We start from the raw sequence: 19,727 nt of genomic DNA, 5'->3' as shown, positions 1-19,727 counted from the left end.
ATGGGACAAGGCGCCACTGATGCACTCGTCCCCATACCCCTACACCCTGCGGTTTCGTGCCGGCTTGCTGACGGCAATATCACTCACCCTAGTTCAATAGACTTTGGCTCGCCATCGGCTAGAGTTCGATGACTCTGATGGAAAGTCGGTGTCGGCTGAGCGGCAAGACGCCAGCCACGGCTGGCGTCCTCGTTGCCGAGATGGTACGGCAAGGTCAGGCCCCGTGGTAGCCATCATCTTCGGGATTCTCGTGGGCCCCCTTGGGTAATTCCCCGGCCCAGGCCATGGCCGCGGCGTGATCGCGCCTGGGGAAGGTGCGCACCTCCACGGCCTTGAACAGCTTCTCTTCCAGGTGGCTGAGATGCTTGACCCACTCCTGGTCGGTGACCACGGCGGCCCGGTGGTAGTGCTCGAGATCGCCGAGCTGGGTCAGGCCGTAGCCGATATCCTTCAACAAGGCGGTCAGCGTCAGCCAGCGAAGGCCGTCGATCTCGACCACCAGGCTGACCCTGGGATGGGCCCGCTTGGCGGCCTCGATGGCATCGATGGCGCGCTGCAGCTCCCTGGCCGTCACGACCCCGCCCGCGTGCATCGCCACGACATGGCCCGCCGGATGGGAGATGAAGTCCAACATGGGCGTTCTCCTTGAGGTTGAGAGAGCAGCAAAGCGCCTCGCTCGCTTTCAGCATAGCGCGCCGTGACAGCCTCGCCGGTGTCCACAGGGCGCGGCGGGGAGAGGTCACGAAAACGTCACCAACGCGCGCAAGCATAAGGCTGAATGCCACGAGGGAGTCGCCCAGCATGCCCCGACGCGCGCGCGAACCGCTCAGCGCAGCGGAAGTAGAGCAACTGACCCGGTTGGCTCGCGCCAATGCCCTGACACAGCAGGGCCAGGCCGAGCGGGAGTCCCGGCAGGCACCGGCCGTTACCGCCCCGCTGACGAGCACGCCGTCCTCCGAGGCAGACTGTCAGCCGCTGAGCATCCTGGTCGTCTCGGATGTGTTCTTTCCGCGCATCAACGGCGTCTCCACCTCCATCGCCAGCTTTCGCCGCGCCCTGGAGCGCCAGGGCCACTCGATGACCCTGATCTGCCCCGACTACCCGTTGGGGCAGACCGACGCGCCGGAAGTGCTGCGCATCCCCTCCCGTGGCGTGCCGGGCGATCCCGAGGATCGCATGATGCACTACCGCGAGCTGATGGCCCTGACGCCGCAGCTCGCCGCGGAGGCCTTCGACCTGATCCATGTGCACACCCCCTTCGTGGCCCACTACGCCGGCATCGCCCTGGGGCGTCGGCTGGGCATTCCGGTGGTGGCCACCTACCACACCCTCTTCGAGGAGTACCTGCACCACTATGTGCGCTGGCTGCCGCGTCGTTGGCTGCGCTTCGCCGCCCGCCGCCTCACGGTGCGCCAGTGCCACCAGCTCGACGCCCTGGTGGCACCCTCCCGAGCCATGGGCGAGGCGCTGGAGCGCTACGGCGTCGCCACGCCCATGGCGATCATCCCCACCGGCCTGGCGCTGGAGGCCTTTACCCACCCCCATGAAGCGAGCGATTTCCGCCGCTGCTACGGCCTGCCACCGGAGGCCAGGTTGCTGCTCTTCGTGGGCCGGGCGGCCAATGAGAAGAACATCGGCTTTCTGATCGAGATGCTACCCCGGGTGCTGGCCAGGCACCCCACCACCCGGCTGATCATCACCGGCGAAGGGCCGGCCCAGGCGGCGCTGGCCCGCCAGGCCCTGCAGGCGGGGCTTGGCGAGGCGGTGATCTTTCTCGGCTACCTCGACCGCGACGGCCCCCTGCAGGCGGCCTACCGCGCCGCCGATGTGTTCGTGTTCGCGTCACGCACGGAGACCCAGGGGCTGGTGCTGCTGGAAGCCCTGGCGCTGGGCACCCCGGTGGTCTCCACCGCGGTAATGGGCACTCGCGATATGCTGGAGGACGGCGCCGGCTGCCTGATCGCCGAGGAGCGCCACGACGACTTCGCCGAAAAGGTCAACCGCGTGCTGAGCGACCCGGCGTTCCAGGCCGAACTCGCCCGCCGCGGCCCCCTCCATGCCGCCCGGTGGCATGAGGATATCCTGGCGGCAGAGCTGGCGTGGGTGTATTGGGGGTGCGTTGTCGCCCGATGAAGCGGGCTCTCACAGCCCGGGGGGAGGGCAGGACTCGACGGCCTGACTAGTACACCAGGCCGTTGTCGGCGTCGGCGGCGAAGCGCTGCTTGTTGCGGTACGGGTAGACGTCGATGACGCGCCCGTCACGGATGGCCTGCTGCAGCCCCTTCCAGTAGTCGGCGTCGAACAGCTCCGGATGCAGCGTGTAGAACAGCTTGCGCAGGCGCACGTCGGCGAACAGGAAGGGACCGAATTCCTCGGGGAAAACATCGTTGGGCCCCACCGAGTACCAGGGTTCGTCGGCCAGCTCCTGCTCCGGGTACATGGGCTCGGGTATGTGGCGGAAGTTGCACTCGGTGAGGTAGCAGATCTCGTCATAGTCGTAGAAGATCACCCGGCCATGACGGGTCACCCCGAAGTTCTTCAGCAGCATGTCGCCGGGGAAGATGTTGGCCGCGGCGAGCTGCTTGATGGCATTGCCGTAGTCCTTGAGCACCGCCCGCGTCTCGGCCTCGTCACAGTCCTCCAGGTAGAGGTTGAGCGGGATCATCATGCGCTCGGTGTAGCAGTGCTCGATGATCACCTTGTCCCCGCGCAGGTAGACGGTGGAGGGCGCCACCTCGAGCAGGTGCGCCAGGCATTCCGGGTCGAAGTGGTCCTGGCGGGCGATGAAGTTCGAGAACTCCTGGGTATCGGCCATGCGCCCCACCCGGTCATGACGCTTGACCAGCCGGTACTTCTCGCGGACGTTCTCGTGGCTCATCTCCTTGGTGGGATCGAAGCGATCCTTGATGATCTTGAACACGGTGCGGGAGGACGGCAGCACGAACACCGCCATGACCATGCCGCGCACCCCGGGGGCGATCACGAACTGGTCCTCGCGCTTGGCCACCTGGGCATTGAGCGCGCGGAAGAACTCGGTCTTGCCTTGCTTGTAGAAGCCGATGGCGGCATACAGCTCGCCCTGGGGCTTGTCGGGCATCACCTCCTGGAGGTAGTGGACGAACTCGCTGGGCACCACGACCTTGACCTGGAAGTAGGCCCGGGTGAAGGAGAAGATGATCGATACCTCGTCGGGCTCGATGATCACGGTATCCAGGTGGAGCCCGTCGCCCGCCTCGTGGAGCACCGGCAGCACCAGCGGCACCTGCTCGCCGCCGCCGCGAATGCGGCCGACCAGGTAGGCGCCCTTGTTGCGGTAGAAGACGCTCTTGATCAGCTCGATCTCGGCCTGGGGATAGTCGAGGATCGCCGGGGGCAGCTGGCGACGCAGGAAGTCGCCGCCCAGGGCGGCGTCCCGCTCCAGGTCCTCGAAGGGCGCCTCGAAGGGCGCCTCGGCCAGGGCCCAGCGCAGCGCCTGCCCCCAGTCATCGCCCACCGCCTGGCGCCGACACAGCTGGAGGCCCGAGTGGTGAGCGGCGTACTCGCGGGAGCGATAGACGAACATCCAGTCGTTGCGGATGTGGCGATGGTGGAACAGCGAGCAGAACATCGAGTTGAAGTAGGTCTCGGCCAGCTCGTAGTCGAGCCGCTGGCTGATCAGGTCGGCATAGTGGCGACGGGCCTCCCGCCAGGTCTCGAAGTCCACCAGCAGGTCCTCCTCGAAGGTCCGCCGGAGCCGCGCCAGGGTGACCTGGACCTTCTCGTCGTACAGGTCGATCCGCTCCGCCGAGGCCTGCTGGGCCTCGCGCCAGGCCGCATCCCGGAAACGGCGGCTGGCATCGGCGGTGATTTCCTTGAACCGCGAGCGGTACTCGTCGAAGCCATGCAGGATGGCGGCGGCGAGGCGATAGGCGGGCGAGTGTCTCATGGCGACCTCCATGTAGCGGCGCCTTCCAGCTTCGCGTATTTTCCCCACCGGCGCGAGCCGACCATGGTGGGCCTCGCCGACAGCCGTGATGACATCTGCGACCGGGGCGGCGACAATGGCGCCCTCGTTGCCACCTGCCGATCGAGCGCGCCATGACGGAACCGCTGCCCATCCTCTATCACGACGAGCACCTGGTCGCCGTGCACAAGCCGGCCGGCCTGCTGGTGCATCGCAGCGCCCTGGCCCGCGGGGAGCGCCATGTCCTGCTGCAGGCCTTGCGCGACCAGCTCGGCCAGCGCGTCTACCCCGTGCACCGCCTCGACCGCCCCACCTCGGGGCTGGTGATCTTCGCCCTCTCGCCGGAGACGGCCACCCGCCTGGGCGAGGCGTTCGAGCAACGCCGGGTGGAGAAGCGCTACCTGGCGGTGGTGCGCGGCGTGGGCCCCGACGCCGCCCGCCTCGACTATGCACTGCGCGAGGAGGACGGCCGGCGGCCCAAGGCCGAGATGCCGGCCATGGAGGCGATCACGGAGGTGCGGCGGCTGGACAGCGTCGAGCTGCCGGTGCAGGTCGACCGCTATCCCCGGGCCCGCTACTCGCTGATGGAGGCCCGCCCCCTGACCGGTCGGCGCCACCAGATCCGCCGCCACCTGTCCCGGCGCGGCTACCCGATCATCGGCGACGCCAAGCACGGCAAGGGCAACCACAACCGCTTCTTCGCCGAGCATCTGGACTGCTCCCGGCTGCTACTCGCGGCCGCGGGCCTGGCCTTCGACCATCCCGTGGACGGCCGCCGCCTGGCACTGGGCTGCGCCCTGGACGCCCCGATGACCGCCCTCTTCCAGCGCTTCGGCTGGGCGGGCCACCTGCCCGCGAACCACCGGCCGGACGCCACACCCGCCCTCGCCTGACATGCCACCGATGCCCATGACCAACCCCCTGCTGCCCCCGTCCGCCCACGAGACCGACGACCACGAGCTGCGCTTCGGCGGCATCCGCCGCCTGTACGGTGCCCGCGCCCTGGCGCGCTTCCGCCGCGCCCATGTGGTGGTGGTAGGCGTGGGCGGCGTGGGCAGCTGGGCCGTGGAGGCCCTGGCGCGCTCCGGTATCGGCCGGCTGACGCTGATCGACCTGGACGATGTCTGCGTCTCCAACGTCAACCGTCAGCTGCATGCCCTGGACGGCACCATCGGCCGTCCCAAGGTGGAGGTGCTGGCCGAGCGCTGCCGCGCCATCCAGCCGGGCATCGAGGTGGTGGCGGACACCGCCTTCGTGACGCCGACCAATCTCGCCGACCGCCTGCCAGAGGGCGCCGACCACCTGGTCGACGCCATCGACAGCGTGGTGGCCAAGGCGGCGCTGATCGCCTGGTGCAAGCGGCGCAAGCTGCCGATCACCGTGACCGGTGCCGCCGGGGGCCAGACCGACCCCACCCGCATCCGCGTGGCCGACCTCACCCGCACCGAGCACGACCCGCTGCTGGCCAAGGTGCGCGCCCGCCTGCGCCGGGATCATGGGTTCTCGCGCAACCCCAGGCGCCGCTTCTCGGTGGAGTGCGTCTATTCCGACGAGCAGCTGGTCTACCCCGGCGCCGACGGCGAGGTCTGCCTGCAGAAGCCCGGCGCCGGCGAGGCCACCCGCCTCGACTGCGCCTCGGGCTTCGGCGCCGCCACCTTCGTCACCGGCAGCTTCGGCTTCGTCGCCGCCTCGCGCACCCTGGCCCGCCTGGCCCGGGACGCCGCCCCCTGACCCGAGGAGTCCGCAGATGGAAGCGCAGTATCCCGTGCCCGGCATCTACCGCCACTACAAGGGACCGCTCTACGAGGTGATCGGCGTGGCCCACCACAGCGAGACCGAGGAGCCGCTGGTGGCCTACCGCGCCCTGTACGGCGACTACGGCCTCTGGGTGCGACCGCTGTCGATGTTCATGGAGACCGTCGAGGTGCAGGGCGAACCGCTGCCGCGCTTCGCCCTGGAGAAGGCCTTTTCCTGAGGGCCACACGACGAAGGCGCCCCGAGGGGCGCCTTGTGGGGAAAGCGATGTCGATCGGCGGGATCACTCCGCCGCGTGCATCTGCTTCTGCAGGTAGTTCTCGAGGCCGACCTTGTCGATCAGCCCGAGTTCGGTCTCGAGCTTGTCGATGTGCTCTTCCTCGTCGTCGAGGATGCACTTGAACAGGTCGCGGGTGACATAGTCCTGTACCGATTCGCAGTAGGCGATCGCCTCGATATAGTCGTCGCGTCCCTTCTGCTCCAGCTTGAGGTCACACTCGAGCATCTCCCGGGTATCCTCGCCGATCAGCAGCTTGCCGTAGTCCTGCAGGTTGGGGACGCCCTCGAGGAAGAGAATCCGCTCGATCAGCTTGTCGGCGTGCTTCATCTCGTCGATGGACTCGTCGTACTCGAACTTGCCCAGCGCCGCCAGGCCCCAGTCCTGAAACATCTTGGCGTGCAGGTAATACTGGTTGATGGCTACCAGCTCGTTGCCAAGAGCAGTGTTTAGGTACTCGATGACTTTCTTGTCGCCTTTCATGATATCGCCTCCATCGCTGTCGTCAGGGCCATCTTTCAGCTTGGCACGCGCGGCCGCGCACCGCCATGGCTGCCTGGCAGTCTAGGCGATATCAAAAAAAATGCAATTAAATCAGGTCGTTGAAAACGCCAACATAAACGATAGCGATTGTCATCACACGGCGTAGGCGAGGCCCTCGTTGGCCATGGTCATCTCTTCCCTGATGGCCTCGCGGGTGATGCCCTTGCCCATGCAGGCGCACTTGCCGCACTGGGTGCCGCACCCCGTCTCGCGCTGGACCTCGCGCCAGCTGCGCGCGCCCTCCTCGACGCTGCGACGGATCTCCTTGTCACTCACACCCTTGCACAGACACACGTACATGACATCACCTCACGCTGTTCATGAGAGTGAATGTAAATGATTCGCAAGGGCTATCGCAACCATAGCCTGAGAAAAATTCTCATCTCGATCAGCAGGCGCCGATGTAGGTCGCCAGCGAAAGCACCCATGGGGGCCGAAGGCGGCCGCCCATCAGGGCTTCCGCTTCGCGGCCTTGGGCAGCACCACCACCCGCGTTCCCGAGACGAGGTCCGACCAGCTGCGCTTCTCGGCATCGAACAGCACCCACAGGTGCCCGAGCCCCAGGGGCAGGAAGGACAGCGCCCCGACGAGGAAGCGCTGCAGGCTCTGCAGCAGGGTGATGGAGCGGCCATCGGTGGTCTGGACCCGCAGTCGCCAGGCCTGCATGCCCAGGGTCATGCCGCCACGGGTCCAGAAGTAGGCGAAGAAGGCATAGGCCGAGAGCGCCATCAGCAGGCGCAGCGACAGCACCTGGGCGGCGCCCAGTCCCACCTGCTCCGGCGGCAGGCCGATCACCAGCCGGGTCACCGCCACATGGCCGCCGGTGATGACGATCCACAGGGCCAGCACCAGCAGGCCATCATAGAGCATGGCGCCGAGGCGGCGCCCCAGGCCGGCGGGCCAGGCATCGTCGAGGTGATCGAAGCGTCGCTGCATGGAGGCTCTCCGGGTCAGCCGGTGCGACGGAGCAGGTAGAGCCCCAGCCCGGCACAGATCAGGGTGGGCACCAGCACGGCCCAGGCGGGGGAGAAGCCGAACACCGTGGAGGCCGGCCCCAGCAGGTCCTGCAGGTACTTGAAGACCAGGCCCGTGATCACGCCGTAGAACACCCGGGTCCCGGCGGCCACGCTGCGCAGCGGCCCGAACACGAAGGAGGCGGCGACCAGCACCAGCGAGGCCATGGTCAGCGGCATCAGCATCTTCTGCCAGAAGTACAGCAGTGGCTGGGTGGCCTGCTGGCCCTGGGCGTGCAGGTAGCGGGCATAGGCCCACAGTTCGCTGGGCGCCTGGGTCTCCACCTCGCGCAGCAGGCGGTCGAGCGCGGCCGGGGTCAGTTGGGTCTTCCAGGGCCGGGTCGCGTGGTGGGTCGCCGCGGTGCGCCCCTCCTCGAAGCGGGTCACGGCCACGTCCTCGAGCACCCAGCCGCCGTCGCGCCACACCGCGCGCCGGGCGCTCAGGGCCTCGCGCAGCTCATGCCCCTCGAAGCGGTAGCGGGTCAGGTCGAGCACCACCTGGTCCGCGCGGATGGCACCGAACCGGTAGAAATCGTCGCCCTCGCGCTGCCAGCCGCCGCGCTCGGTCAGCACGGCTCCCTCGCCCTGCATCTTCTCCAGCCGCCAGGCGCTGGCGAACTGCTCGGTGCGCGGGCTGACGAACTCGGCGACGAACAGCACCACGGCGATCACCAGGAGGATCGGCTTCATCACCCCCCAGAGGATCCGCGCGAGCGAGCGCCCGGCGGCCCGCATCACGGTGAGCTCGTTGCTCGAGGCCATGCTGCCGAGCCCGATCAGGGCGCCGATCAGCACGCCCACCGGGGCGTACTGGTAGAAGCGCCAGGGCAGCCGGAAGACCAGGTAGAGCAGCACCTGCAGGGCTCCGTAGTCGCCCTCCACGTCGCCCAGGTCGTTGATGTAGGTGATCACCAGGTCGAGGCCCAACAGGATCAGCTGTACCACGATGATGGCGCCCAGGACATTGCGGGCGATATAGCGGTCGAGACGGTCGGCGATCATCCGCTCATCCCCTTGCGCTGGGCCTGCAGGGTCATCCCCAGGCCGATGATCAGGAAGACGGCATGGATCGGCCACATGCCCAGCGCCACGGGCCAGCCGCCCCGGGCGATGGCATCCAGCGCCGCCAGCAGCAGGCTCAGGTAGGCCACGTAGAGGAAGATCGCCGGCAGCAGCTTGGCGAAGCGTCCCTGGCGGGGATTGACCCGCGACAGCGGCATGGCCAGCAGGGTCAGGATGAAGACCATCAGCGGCAGGCCCAGGCGCCACTGCAGCTGGGCCTGGGCGGGCGAATCACCGTCGGCGAGCAGCGCCGCCGTGGTGGCATACTCGGGCGAGTCGAGTTCGGGGTTCTGGGCGGCCCGCGACAGGCGCACGGCATAGGTGCCGAACGCCAGCCGCTCGGCCTGGGCCCGCCCCGGGTCGACGCTGTAGCGCTCGCCGTCGGCCAGCACCAGGAAGCGGCTGCCGGTGTCGGCGTCGACGGTCTGGTAGCCTTCTCTGGCGCGGGTCACCACGGTCTGGGGAGTGCCGTCGCTGCGTTGCTGGCGCTCGCTGATGAAGACCTCCTGCATGCGGCTCTGGTCGTCGGTCAACGCCTCGGTGTAGGCGGTACGCCCGCCGCCGAAATCCTGGAAGCGCCCGGGAGTCAGCGCGGAGAAGTCGAGCTGGCTACGCTGCTCCTCGAGCAGCACCTCGTTGTGCAGGGCGCCGGCCGGGGTCAGCCACAGGCTGCACACCCCCACCAGCAGGGCGACAAGGGTGGCGGGCACCAGGCTCACCTGCAGCAGCCGGTTGGGGCTGGTGCCGCAGGCGACCAGCACGGTGATCTCGCTGTTGAGATAGAGCTGGCCGTAGGCCAGCAGGATGCCCAGGAAGAAGGCCAGCGGCAGGATCAGCTCCAGGAAGCCCGGCAGGTGGTAGAGCATCAGGGTGCCGAGGATGTCGACCGGGATCTCGCCCTCGGCCGCGGTCGAGAAGTAGCGGATGAAGCGACTGCCCATGATCACCAGCAGCAGCACCCCGGCCACGGCGGCCATGGTCTGCAGGATCTCGCGGGTCAGGTAGCGGAATATGATCAACGTTGTCTCCCGGTCCGGAGCCTTCCGGCCCGGCCATCTTCCATGCAATGAGACTGAGCCTTGGGTACACTGGAACGACTCGGCAACGTGCCGGCATTATCCAGAATCCCCCACCGCTTGTCTTGTGGAGACACCATGGAATTCCCAGTTCAGACGGCCAATCCCGCCAAGATCGAGACGGCCTGCCTCGTGGTACCGGTGTTCAAGGATGGCGACCTCCTGCCCGCCGCCGCCAAGCTCGACGACGCCAGCGAGCGGCTGATCGGTCAGCTGATCGAGCGCGATGACTTCAATGCCAGGCTGGGCAACGTCCAGATGATCCCCTTCGCGCCCGGACTGAACGCCGACCGCCTGCTGCTGGTCGGCCTGGGCACGCGGGACAAGTGCCAGGAAGGTGCCTTCCGCAAGGCCGTGGACGCCGCCTTCACCGCCCTGGCGGCCCTGCCGGCGGATGATGCCGCCGTGGCCTTCACCGACGTGCCGGTCCCCGACCGCGCCTGCGACTGGAAGGCCCGCATGGTGGCCGAGGCGGCCCACCGTGCCGTCTATCGCTTCACCGAGTTCAAGTCCGAGCCCGGCCCGGTGCCGAGGCTCGACCGCGTGACCCTGCTGGTCAGCGAAGGCGGCAACGCCGAGGCGGCCCGCGAGGGCGCCCGCGTCGGCGACGGCATCGGCCAGGGCATCAACACGGCCCGCACCCTGGGCAACCTGCCCGGCAACGTCTGTACGCCGCGCTACCTGGCCGGCCGCGCCGAGCAGATGGCCGCCGACTCCGGTGGCACCCTGAGCGCCGAGATCCTCGACGAGGCGGCCCTGGAGGAACTCGGCGCCCACTCGCTGCTTTCCGTGGGCCGTGGCAGCGAGGAACCCTCGCGACTGATCGTCATGACCTATCAGGGCGCCGAGGATCCCGAGGAGGCGCCCCATGTACTGATCGGCAAGGGCATCACCTTCGATTCCGGCGGCATCTCGCTCAAGCCCGGCGAGGCCATGGACGAGATGAAGTTCGACATGTGCGGGGCGGCCAGCGTGTTCGGCGCCGTCACCTCGGTGCTCGCCTTGAAGCCGAAGCTCAACCTGGTGGCCATCGTCGCCAGCGCCGAGAACATGCCCGACGGCCGCGCCACCAAGCCCGGCGACATCCTCAAGACCCTCAAGGGCCTGTCGGTGGAGGTGCTCAACACCGACGCCGAGGGTCGCCTGGTGCTGTGCGACGCCCTGACCTACGCCGAACGCTTCGAGCCCGCCAGCGTGGTCGACATCGCCACCCTGACCGGGGCGGCGATCATCGCCCTGGGCCACCACGCCACCGGCCTGCTGTCCAACGACGACGACCTGGCGCTGGACCTGCTCGACGCCGGCGAGACCGCCTGGGACCGCGCCTGGCACCTGCCGCTGTGGGATGAGTACCAGGAGCAGCTGGAGTCCAACTTCGCCGACCTGGCCAACATCGGCGGCCGCCCGGCGGGCACCATCACCGCCGGCTGCTTCCTCTCGCGCTTCGCCGACCAGTTCCCCTGGGCACACCTGGACATCGCCGGCACCGCCTGGCAGTCCGGCAAGCAGAAGGGGGCCACCGGCCGGCCGGTCAGCCTGCTCACCCAGTACCTGCTGGACCGGGAGGCCGACAACCGGGTCGAGGCCGGCGACGACTGATTTCGCCGCCGGCGGGTGTTGCCTTTTCCCGGCGGTGACTTTTTCATGTGACAAGCCGACTTGAACGCACCGGGCCCGCACGGCCCGGTGTTCCAGTATCGTCCCGAGGCGCCGCGATGCGCCTCGTGTGTTGCGGAGACCTCTTGCCGTGTCCATTGAACGCTTTTCCGTGCTGCCGTCGACCCATGCCACGGCGGCCCCGATCCGGGATGACATCCTCGCCAACCCCGGCTTCGGTCGCTACTTCACCGACCACATGGCCCATGTGCGCTGGACCCTGGACGCCGGCTGGCATGACCACGAGGTGAGGCCCTACGGCCCGCTGACCCTGGACCCCGCCGCCGCCGTGCTGCACTACGGCCAGGAGATCTTCGAGGGCGTGAAGGCCTACCGCCATGCCGACGGCTCGGTGTGGACCTTCCGTCCCGAGAAGAACGCCGAGCGCTTCCGCCGCAGCGCGCGTCGCCTGGCGCTGCCGGAGCTGTCCGACGAGGACTTCATCGACTCGCTGCGCGCCCTGCTGGCCCAGGACCAGGCCTGGGTGCCCACCCCCGCCGGCGAGGCCGACGAGTCGAGCCTCTACCTGCGGCCCTTCATGATCGCCAGCGAGACCTTCCTCGGCGTGCGCCCGTCCCACGAGGTCGACTACTACGTCATCGCCTCCCCGGCCGCGGCCTACTTCCAGGGCGGCGTGAAGCCGGTCTCCATCTGGCTGTCCTCGCACTACAAGCGCGCCGCGCCCGGCGGCACCGGCTTCGCCAAGTGCGGCGGCAACTACGCCGCCTCCCTGGCGGCCCAGAAGGAAGCCGCGGCCCACGACTGCAGCCAGGTGGCCTTCCTCGACGCCGCCGAGAACAAGTGGGTCGAGGAGCTCGGCGGCATGAACCTGTTCTTCGTGTTCCGCGACGGCCGCATCGTCACCCCGCGGCTCACCGACACCATCCTCGAGGGCGTGACTCGCGACTCGGTGCTGACCCTGGCCCGCGACGAGGGCCTGACGCCCGAGGAGCGCCCGATCAGCATCGACGAGTGGCGCGAGGGCGCCGCCTCCGGCGAGATCATCGAGGTCTTTGCCTGCGGCACCGCCGCGGTAATCACCCCGGTGGGCGAGCTGGTCACCGAGCACGACACCGTCCGGCTGTCTGCCGAGGGCGACAACGAGATCGCCAAGCGTCTGCGCACTCGCCTGCTCGACCTGCAGTATGGGCGCAGTGAAGATACGCGCGGCTGGCTGACCCGTCTGGTGTGATCGTTCACTCCACCGCCATCCCGATGGTGGTGGGCTTGTCCGGCACCAAGCGACAACACGCCCTGACCGGCCCGAGACATACTGTCCGGGCCACCTCGAGGCCCCATGACCCGTATCGACTTCTATATTCTCCCCGAGACCACCCTGGAGGCCCGCCTCGGCTTCGCCTGCCGGCTGGCCGAGACCATCGCCCGCAAGGGCTACCGGCTGCACCTGCATGCCGAGGACGAGGCCATGGCCCGGGAACTGGACGACAAGCTGTGGACCTTCCGCCCCGATGCCTACCTGCCCCACGCCCTGCTCGGCAGCGACCAGGCCGAGACGGTGCCGGTGACCCTCGGCTGGCAGGAACCGCCGCCGGGCGACGCCGGCGTCCAGGCGATGCTCAACCTGCATCCGGCGATTCCCGAGTGGTTCTCGCGCTTCGAGCGCGTCGCCGAGATCATCAACCAGCACCAGGACGTGCTCACCGCCAAGCGCGAGTGCTGGCAGACCTACAAGAAGCGCGGCTACCCGGTCACTCCCCACCACCTGCGCGCCGGAGGCTGACGGACAGAACGCGGCACATACGCGAGGGGCGCCGGGGACAGGGCGAAGAGGGGGTCCTACGCCAGGGATGGCGTCGGTAGCGCCCATGGAGGGGTTCACAGCGCCCCCTCGCAGACCTGTCGACGGATCAGCCCCGAGCGACAACGCGAACTGCGATAGCCCTGGCCGGAATCCCCACGCCCATGACGCCGGCCGGCCCGGCAGGCTATAATCGACCCCATTTTTCGCGTCCCGCACCGCCGAGCCGACCCGGCTCGCCGTGCCGCGTCGTCGCCACCTCCTGAACACCCGGAAGCCCCATGGACAAGACCTACCAACCCGAGCAGATCGAATCCCGCTGGTACGAGCGCTGGGAAGCCGACAACCGCTTCGCCCCCACAGGCGAAGGCGAGCCGTTCTCCATCATGATCCCGCCGCCCAACGTCACCGGCAGCCTGCACATGGGCCATGCCTTCCAGGACACCATCATGGATACCCTGACGCGCTGGCGGCGCATGCAGGGCCGCAACACCCTGTGGCAGGTGGGCACCGACCATGCCGGCATCGCCACCCAGATGCTGGTGGAGCGCAAGGTGGCCGCCGAGGAAGGCAAGAGCCGCCATGACCTGGGCCGCGAGGCCTTCATCGACAAGGTCTGGGAATGGAAGCACGAGTCCGGCGGCCATATCACCCGCCAGCTGCGCCGCATGGGCGCCAGCGTCGACTGGTCCCGCGAGCGCTTCACCATGGACGACGGCTTCTACCAGGCGGTGCAGGAAGTCTTCGTGCGCCTCCATGAAGAGGACCTGATCTACCGCGGCAAGCGCCTGGTCAACTGGGACCCGACCCTGCACACCGCCATCTCCGACCTGGAGGTGGAGAACCGCGACCAGCAGGGCCAATTCTGGCACTTCCGCTACCCGCTGGCCGACGGCGTGACCACCGACGCCGGGGCGGATCACCTGGTGGTGGCCACCACCCGTCCGGAGACCCTGCTCGGCGACAGCGCCGTGGCGGTCAACCCCGAGGACCCGCGCTACGCCTCGCTGGTCGGCAAGTACGTCGAATTGCCGCTGGTGGGGCGCCGCATCCCCATCGTCGCCGACGAGCATGCCGACATGGACAAGGGCTCGGGCTGCGTGAAGATCACCCCGGCCCACGACTTCAACGACTACGAGGTCGGCAAGCGCTGCGGCCTGCCGCTGATCAACGTCTTCACCCAGGACGCCGCCGTGCTCGAGCGCGCCGAGGCCTTCGACCTCCAGGGCCGCCCGCTGCCCGACGTCGACCCGAGCCTGCCGGCGGCCTACGCGGGCCTTGGCCGCTTCGAGGCCCGCGAGCGCATCGTCGCCGACATGGAGGCCGCCGGCCTGCTCGAGCAGGTCGAGACGGTCAACAACACCCTGCCCTTTGGCGACCGCTCCGGCGACGTCATCGAGCCGCTGCTCACCGACCAGTGGTTCGTCGCCGTCGAGGAATTGGCCAAGCCGGCCATCGCCGCGGTGGAGAACGGCGACATCGAGTTCGTGCCGAAGAACTACGAGAACATGTACTTCGCCTGGATGCGCGACCTCCAGGACTGGTGCATCTCCCGCCAGCTGTGGTGGGGGCATCGCATCCCGGCCTGGTACGACGAGAGCGGCAACGTCTACGTGGCCCGCTCCGAGGCCGAGGCCCGCGCCAAGCACGGCCTGGCCGATGACGTCGCCCTGACCCAGGACGAGGACGTGCTGGACACCTGGTTCAGCTCCGGGCTGTGGACCTTCGGCACCCTGGGCTGGCCCGAGAACACCCCCGAACTCGCGACCTTCCACCCCTCCAGCGTGCTGGTCACCGGCTTCGACATCATCTTCTTCTGGGTCGCGCGGATGATCATGCTGACCCTGAAGTTCACCGGCGAGGTGCCCTTCAAGCAGGTCTACGTGCACGGCCTGGTGCGCGACGGCCAGGGCCACAAGATGTCCAAGTCCAAGGGTAACGTGCTGGATCCCATCGACCTGATCGACGGCATCGACCTGGACAGCCTGGTCGAGAAGCGCACCGGCAGCCTGATGCAGCCGCAGAAGGCCAAGGCCATCGCCAAGGCCACCCGCGGCGAGTTCCCGGAGGGCATCGAGCCCCACGGCACCGACGCCCTGCGCTACACCTTCCTGTCCCAGGCCACCACCGGCCGCGACATCAAGTTCGACATGGGTCGCCTCGACGGCTACCGCAACTTCTGCAACAAGCTGTGGAACGCCTCGCGCTACGTGCTGATGAACGCCGAGGGCCAGGACTGCGGCGCCGCCCTCGACGGCCAGGGCGGCGAGGTCGAGCTGTCGCTGGCCGACCGCTGGATCGTCTCCCAGCTGCAGAAAACCGAGGCCCAGGTCACCCGCGCCCTGGAGGAATACCGCTTCGACCACGCCTCCCAGGCGCTCTACGACTTCGTGTGGAACGAGTACTGCGACTGGTACCTGGAGCTCTCCAAGCCGGTGCTGTGGGACGAGGCGGCCAGCGCCGCCGCCAAGCGCGGCACCCGCCGCACCCTGGTGCGGGTGCTCGAGGCCGTGCTGCGCCTGGCCCACCCGATGATGCCCTACATCAGCGAGGAGATCTGGCAGCGCGTGGCGCCGCTGGCCGGGGTGGAAGGCGACTCCGTGATGACCCAGCCCTGGCCGGTGGCCGACGAGGGCCGGATCGACGAGACCGCAACCCGCGACATCGAGTGGCTCAAGGGCGTGATCGTGGCGGTACGCAACATCCGCGCCGAGATGAACATCGCCCCGGGCAAGCCTCTGGAGGTGCTGCTGACCAAGGGGGCCGAGGCCGACCGCGCGCGCCTCGCGGCCAATCGGCTGTTCCTGTCCAGGCTGGCCAAGCTCGAGCGCATCGACTGGCTCGCGGATCCCGACCAGGCGCCCCTTTCTGCAACGCAGCTGGTGGGCGAGATGGAGGTGCTGGTGCCCATGGCCGGACTGATCGACAAGGACGCGGAGCTCGCGCGCCTGGCCAAGGAGATCGACAAGCAGGACAAGCTGATCGGCGGTATCGAGAAGAAGCTCGGCAACGATAGCTTCGTGGCCAAGGCCCCCGAGGCGGTGGTGCAGAAGGAGCGCGACAAGCTTTCGGACTTCGCGGCCACCCGCAGGGTGCTGGTCGAACAGCGCGACAAGATCGCCGCGCTCTAAGAGCTCGTTCCAAAACCCAACCGGCGGAGGAGGGCTTTTCCGGCGACAAGCCTTTGCGAGGGCGCTGTGAACCCTTCCCTGGGCGCTACCTTTGCCATCCATGGCAAAGGACCCTCGCTTCGCCTTGTCCCCGGCGCCCATCGTCACTGAGCTTGGATAGCTCTGTTGATCGCTGGAAACACAAGGGCCCGCCTGATTCAGGCGGGCCCTTGTCGTATCGGCGACGGTTACGGGTCAATCGTCGCGGCGGAAGCCACCCAAAACCCGCTGGTCGGGGCCGAAGAACACCAGCCGGTCGTGGTCGATCAGGTAGCGATAGGCGGTATCGAGCATGGCGGTCACCTGGGCAGACTGGTCCATGTGCGGGCAGGCCATGCGGGTAGCGGCCAGCTCGCCAAACTCGATGCGATTGTTCGGCCCCAGCTCGACGGTGCCGGAAAAGCGGTTGCAGCCATCATGGCCGCTGACCCGGCCATCCGGGGCGACCTCGAAGTGGGGCGTGGTCGGCAGGTCGAGCCGGTCGCTGGTGCCCACCAGCAGCAGGTTCCAGCGCGGCCCCACCATCGGGCCGGAGAGACTCTCGGCGGGGCCGGTCACCGGGGCCGGGCCGCCGGCACAGCCAACCAGCAGCAGGGCGAGCAGGGACAGCGACAGGAGAGGGCGGAACGACGGGCGCATGGGATCTTCCTTGAGCGGGAGTGGGTGACGTCATCGCGCCCCAAGCTTGCCCCAAGCCGGCCTTTCGGACAATGCTGGGACTATCGCCATCGACAAGGACGCCTCTCATGCTCAAAGCCCTTCACAACGATGCCCTCGGCAAGCTGATCCTGCGCCTCGCCGTGGGCGGCCTGATCCTGTTTCATGGGGTGGCCAAGTTACTCAACCCGGGCAGTATCGACTATATCGGTGGCCTGCTGGAAGGCTACGGCCTGCCCTCCTTCCTGGCCTACGGGGTGCTGGTCGGCGAGGTGCTCGCGCCGATCATGGCCATCGTCGGCTGGCAGGCCCGCATCGGCGGGCTGCTGATGGCCGGCAACATGCTGGTGGCCTTCCTGCTGGTGCACACCGGCGAGGTCTTCATGCTCACCGACAACGGCGGCTGGCAGTTGGAGCTGCAGGGCATGTTCTTCCTCTCGGCCCTGGCGCTGGTCTTCCTCGGCAGCGGCCGCATGGCCGTGCGCCCCGACTGACGCCTCCTGCCCCGCCCAACCGACGCCGCCGGCGGATCTCCCCGTCGGCGGCGCTGATCACTCCCGGCCCCATGTGTCGTGCGACAACGTCGGCGAGCGCAGCCCGTTGTCGTGCGACACATCACCAGGTGCCGGTATTCTCCATGGAGACCCAGGGCTCCTTCGGCGGCTGCGGCTCGCCGGCCTGCAGCAGCTCGACGGAGATGCCGTCGGGGCTCTTCACGAAGGCCATGTGGCCATCCCGGGGCGGGCGGTTGATGGTCACCCCGTTCGCCTGGAGGTGCTCGCAGAGGGCATAGATGTCGTCCACGCGATAGGCCAGGTGGCCGAAGTTGCGCCCGCCGTTGTAGGTCTCGGGATCCCAGTTCCAGGTCAGCTCGAGCTCCGGGGCCTGGAGCTCGGTGGAGCGCGCCTCGTCGGCGGGCGCGGCGAGGAAGACCAGGGTGAAGCGCCCCCCCTCGCTGTCCTTGCGGCGCACCTCCTGCAGGCCGAGCAGGTCACAGTAGAAGTGCAACGCGGCGTCGAGGTCGCTGACCCGGACCATGGTGTGCAGGTATTGCATGATGATCTCCTTGTTCACAGGGGGGACGAACCGGGGCATCCTGACAAGTCTCCGCCGACCGGCCAATCCCGAAACGACGAGTGACGACCGATGAGCCACTACTGTGACCTGGCCCCCGACCATCCGTTTCATGGCCCCTATCATGACCAGGAGTACGGCTTCCCGGTGGCCGACGACGACACCCTCTTCGAGCGGCTGGTCCTGGAGATCAACCAGGCGGGGCTGTCGTGGCTCACGGTGCTGAAGAAGCGCGAGGCCTTCCACGAGGCCTTCGCCGGCTTCTCGGTGGCGCGCGTGGCGGCCTTCGATGACGCTGACCGGGCGCGACTGCTCGGCGATGCCGGCATCATCCGCAACCGCCTCAAGGTCGATGCCGCCATCCACAATGCCGGGGTGGTCCGGGCCCTCCAGGCCGAGCACGGCAGCTTCCGGGCCTGGCTGGACGGCCATCATCCTCGCCCCCACGCCGACTGGGTCAAGCTGTTCCGGCGCACCTTTCGCTTTACCGGCCCCGAGATCGTCGGCGAGTTCCTGATGAGTACCGGCTACCTGCCCGGCGCCCACCGCGACGACTGCCCGGTGCAGGCCCGCATCCTCGCCGCCGGGCCCGCCTGGGCCCGGCACCCGGCCGACCGGCCACTGGCCTGACCGACGAGGCGCTCCACCATGGACTCGATGACACAGGCGGCCCTGGGTGCGGCGATCGGTGGCACCGTGCTGGGTGGCCGCCTGGGGCGCAAGGCCGTGCTGCTCGGCGCGGCACTGGGCACCCTGCCCGACCTGGACGTGGTGATCGACTACGGCGACGCCGTGGCCAACGTCACCCGGCACCGCGGCGTCAGCCATTCGCTGTTCGTGCTGGCCGGACTCGCCGCGGCGCTGACCTTCCTCGCCACACGCTTTGCCCCGGCCCGGGACATCGGCCCGGGCCGCTGGGCGGCCTTCTTCGGCCTGTGCCTGATGACCCATCCCCTGCTCGATGCCCTGACCACCTACGGCACCCAGCTGTGGTGGCCCCTGGAGGCGCGCCCCGTAGCCTGGCCCATCGTCTTCATCATCGACCCGCTCTACTCGCTGCCACTGCTGGTGGGCATCGCCGTGGCCCTGGCCACCGGCCGCCCCCGGGGGCCGGCCTGGGGGCTGGCGCTGTCCTGCGCCTACCTGGTCTTCGCCCTGAGCGCCAAGACCCTGGTCGAGTCGCGCCTCGCGCCGGTGCTGGCCGAGCGGGGGCTGGAGGAGGCGCCCCGGCTGGTGCAGCCCACGCCCTTCAACACCCTGCTGTGGCGGGCCACCGTGGTGGAGGGCGACCACTACCACGAGGCCCTGATCGGCCTGTTCGACGGCGACCACCCTCCCGAGCTGGAGACCTATGCCCGGGGGGCCGACCTGGCCCCCGTGGCGCTCGCCGCTCCGGCCGGGCGGCGCCTCGACTGGTTCGCCGGTCCCTTCCTGCGCTACGAGGTCGAGACGCGAGACGGCCGGGACACCCTGGTGGCCACCGACCTGCGGCTGGGCTTTCCGGGCTTCCATCCCTTCCGCTACGGCCTCGCCCGTCGCCAGGACGGCGCCTGGCAGCCCCTGGCGCGCACCGTCCAGCTGCCGACGCCGCCGGGCGACGACCGGGCCGCCCTGGCCCGCCTGGGCGCGCGCATCCTCTCGCCGGAGCCGATGCTCTGCACCAGCCACTTCGTGCCCCGGCAGTGGGTCGTCAGCGTACCGGGCCAGTGCTGAGGGTCGGGTGCCCCCTACGCCGAGGGGGT

General features: G+C 68.6%; 20 protein-coding genes. 11 read left to right on the top strand and 9 right to left on the bottom strand.

All coding sequences use genetic code 11. From position 1 onward, the window contains the following. Nucleotides 1-214: 214 nt before the first annotated feature. A complete protein-coding gene (locus FHR97_RS16365; protein ID WP_183384872.1) occupies nt 215-634 on the bottom strand; it encodes a SpoIIAA family protein in 420 nt (139 codons plus the stop codon). 167 nt (nt 635-801) lie between these two features. Here FHR97_RS16365 and FHR97_RS16360 point away from each other — a divergent pair, with 167 nt between their 5' ends. Next, complete coding sequence (locus tag FHR97_RS16360) at nt 802-2,133, top strand: glycosyltransferase (RefSeq protein WP_183384871.1); 1,332 nt, start codon at nt 802-804, stop codon at nt 2,131-2,133. Nucleotides 2,134-2,179: 46 nt separating this feature from the next. Here FHR97_RS16360 and aceK read toward each other — a convergent pair whose 3' ends face one another. After that, nucleotides 2,180-3,925: a bifunctional isocitrate dehydrogenase kinase/phosphatase gene (gene aceK, locus FHR97_RS16355; RefSeq protein WP_183384870.1), complete on the bottom strand. Its 1,746-nt coding sequence runs from the start codon at nt 3,923-3,925 to the stop codon at nt 2,180-2,182. A 152-nt stretch (nt 3,926-4,077) separates the two neighbouring features. Here aceK and FHR97_RS16350 point away from each other — a divergent pair, with 152 nt between their 5' ends. From FHR97_RS16350 to FHR97_RS16340, 3 genes are read left to right on the top strand one after another with little or no spacing between them, the layout of a single operon-like run. Next, entirely contained in the window at nt 4,078-4,836 is a 759-nt protein-coding gene (locus tag FHR97_RS16350) for a pseudouridine synthase (protein WP_183384869.1), read from the top strand. A 16-nt stretch (nt 4,837-4,852) separates the two neighbouring features. Then, nucleotides 4,853-5,674, top strand: coding sequence for a tRNA cyclic N6-threonylcarbamoyladenosine(37) synthase TcdA (tcdA, locus tag FHR97_RS16345; protein ID WP_246404101.1), 822 nt, complete (start codon nt 4,853-4,855; stop codon nt 5,672-5,674). Nucleotides 5,675-5,690: 16 nt separating this feature from the next. Then, nucleotides 5,691-5,918, top strand: a complete 228-nt coding sequence (locus FHR97_RS16340; RefSeq protein ID WP_183384867.1) for a DUF1653 domain-containing protein — start codon at nt 5,691-5,693, stop codon at nt 5,916-5,918. Nucleotides 5,919-5,981: 63 nt separating this feature from the next. On the opposite strand, the gene bfr is transcribed toward FHR97_RS16340, so the two are convergent. From bfr to lptF, 5 genes are all read right to left on the bottom strand, one after another. Beyond that, nucleotides 5,982-6,458, bottom strand: coding sequence for a bacterioferritin (bfr, locus tag FHR97_RS16335; protein ID WP_126484964.1), 477 nt, complete (start codon nt 6,456-6,458; stop codon nt 5,982-5,984). Nucleotides 6,459-6,611: 153 nt separating this feature from the next. Next, the gene (locus FHR97_RS16330; protein WP_183384866.1) at nt 6,612-6,818 is read right to left on the bottom strand and encodes a (2Fe-2S)-binding protein; all 207 of its coding nucleotides are present in this window, start codon (nt 6,816-6,818) and stop codon (nt 6,612-6,614) included. 150 nt (nt 6,819-6,968) lie between these two features. Then, the gene (locus FHR97_RS16325; protein WP_183384865.1) at nt 6,969-7,454 is read right to left on the bottom strand and encodes an RDD family protein; all 486 of its coding nucleotides are present in this window, start codon (nt 7,452-7,454) and stop codon (nt 6,969-6,971) included. Between the two features lie 14 nt (nt 7,455-7,468). After that, nucleotides 7,469-8,533: an LPS export ABC transporter permease LptG gene (lptG, locus tag FHR97_RS16320; protein ID WP_183384864.1), complete on the bottom strand. Its 1,065-nt coding sequence runs from the start codon at nt 8,531-8,533 to the stop codon at nt 7,469-7,471. Then, complete coding sequence (lptF, locus tag FHR97_RS16315; RefSeq protein ID WP_183384863.1) at nt 8,530-9,612, bottom strand: LPS export ABC transporter permease LptF; 1,083 nt, start codon at nt 9,610-9,612, stop codon at nt 8,530-8,532. The genes lptG and lptF overlap by 4 nt, the downstream gene beginning before the upstream one ends. 135 nt (nt 9,613-9,747) lie before the next feature. On the opposite strand from lptF, the gene FHR97_RS16310 reads away from it, so the two are divergent. The 4 genes from FHR97_RS16310 (at nt 9,748) to FHR97_RS16295 (ending at nt 16,215) form a co-directional block, all read left to right on the top strand. Further along, the gene (locus FHR97_RS16310) at nt 9,748-11,268 is read left to right on the top strand and encodes a leucyl aminopeptidase (protein ID WP_183384862.1); all 1,521 of its coding nucleotides are present in this window, start codon (nt 9,748-9,750) and stop codon (nt 11,266-11,268) included. A gap of 148 nt (nt 11,269-11,416) precedes the next feature. Then, nucleotides 11,417-12,517 carry a branched-chain amino acid aminotransferase gene (locus FHR97_RS16305; protein ID WP_183384861.1) on the top strand — a complete coding sequence of 367 codons (1,101 nt, stop codon included), beginning with the start codon at nt 11,417-11,419 and terminating at the stop codon, nt 12,515-12,517. 105 nt (nt 12,518-12,622) lie between these two features. Continuing rightward, a complete protein-coding gene (locus FHR97_RS16300) occupies nt 12,623-13,066 on the top strand; it encodes a DNA polymerase III subunit chi (protein WP_183384860.1) in 444 nt (147 codons plus the stop codon). Nucleotides 13,067-13,365: 299 nt separating this feature from the next. After that, nucleotides 13,366-16,215 carry a valine--tRNA ligase gene (locus tag FHR97_RS16295; RefSeq protein WP_183384859.1) on the top strand — a complete coding sequence of 950 codons (2,850 nt, stop codon included), beginning with the start codon at nt 13,366-13,368 and terminating at the stop codon, nt 16,213-16,215. Nucleotides 16,216-16,449: 234 nt separating this feature from the next. Here FHR97_RS16295 and FHR97_RS16290 read toward each other — a convergent pair whose 3' ends face one another. Continuing rightward, complete coding sequence (locus tag FHR97_RS16290) at nt 16,450-16,893, bottom strand: META domain-containing protein (protein ID WP_183384858.1); 444 nt, start codon at nt 16,891-16,893, stop codon at nt 16,450-16,452. 107 nt (nt 16,894-17,000) lie between these two features. Here FHR97_RS16290 and FHR97_RS16285 point away from each other — a divergent pair, with 107 nt between their 5' ends. Then, nucleotides 17,001-17,405 (top strand): DoxX family protein, encoded by a 405-nt coding sequence (locus tag FHR97_RS16285; protein ID WP_183384857.1) that lies wholly within the window; start codon nt 17,001-17,003, stop codon nt 17,403-17,405. 121 nt (nt 17,406-17,526) lie between these two features. On the opposite strand, the gene FHR97_RS16280 is transcribed toward FHR97_RS16285, so the two are convergent. Continuing rightward, nucleotides 17,527-17,967 (bottom strand): VOC family protein, encoded by a 441-nt coding sequence (locus FHR97_RS16280; RefSeq protein ID WP_183384856.1) that lies wholly within the window; start codon nt 17,965-17,967, stop codon nt 17,527-17,529. 90 nt (nt 17,968-18,057) lie between these two features. On the opposite strand from FHR97_RS16280, the gene FHR97_RS16275 reads away from it, so the two are divergent. Then, nucleotides 18,058-18,615: a DNA-3-methyladenine glycosylase I gene (locus FHR97_RS16275; protein WP_183384855.1), complete on the top strand. Its 558-nt coding sequence runs from the start codon at nt 18,058-18,060 to the stop codon at nt 18,613-18,615. Nucleotides 18,616-18,633: 18 nt separating this feature from the next. Further along, complete coding sequence (locus tag FHR97_RS16270; RefSeq protein ID WP_183384854.1) at nt 18,634-19,698, top strand: metal-dependent hydrolase; 1,065 nt, start codon at nt 18,634-18,636, stop codon at nt 19,696-19,698. Nucleotides 19,699-19,727 lie beyond the last annotated feature (29 nt).

The sequence above is a fragment of the Halomonas stenophila genome (assembly GCF_014192275.1).
Classification (GTDB): Bacteria; Pseudomonadota; Gammaproteobacteria; order Pseudomonadales; family Halomonadaceae; genus Halomonas; species Halomonas stenophila.
This window is presented reverse-complemented; position numbering and strand designations above follow the sequence as displayed.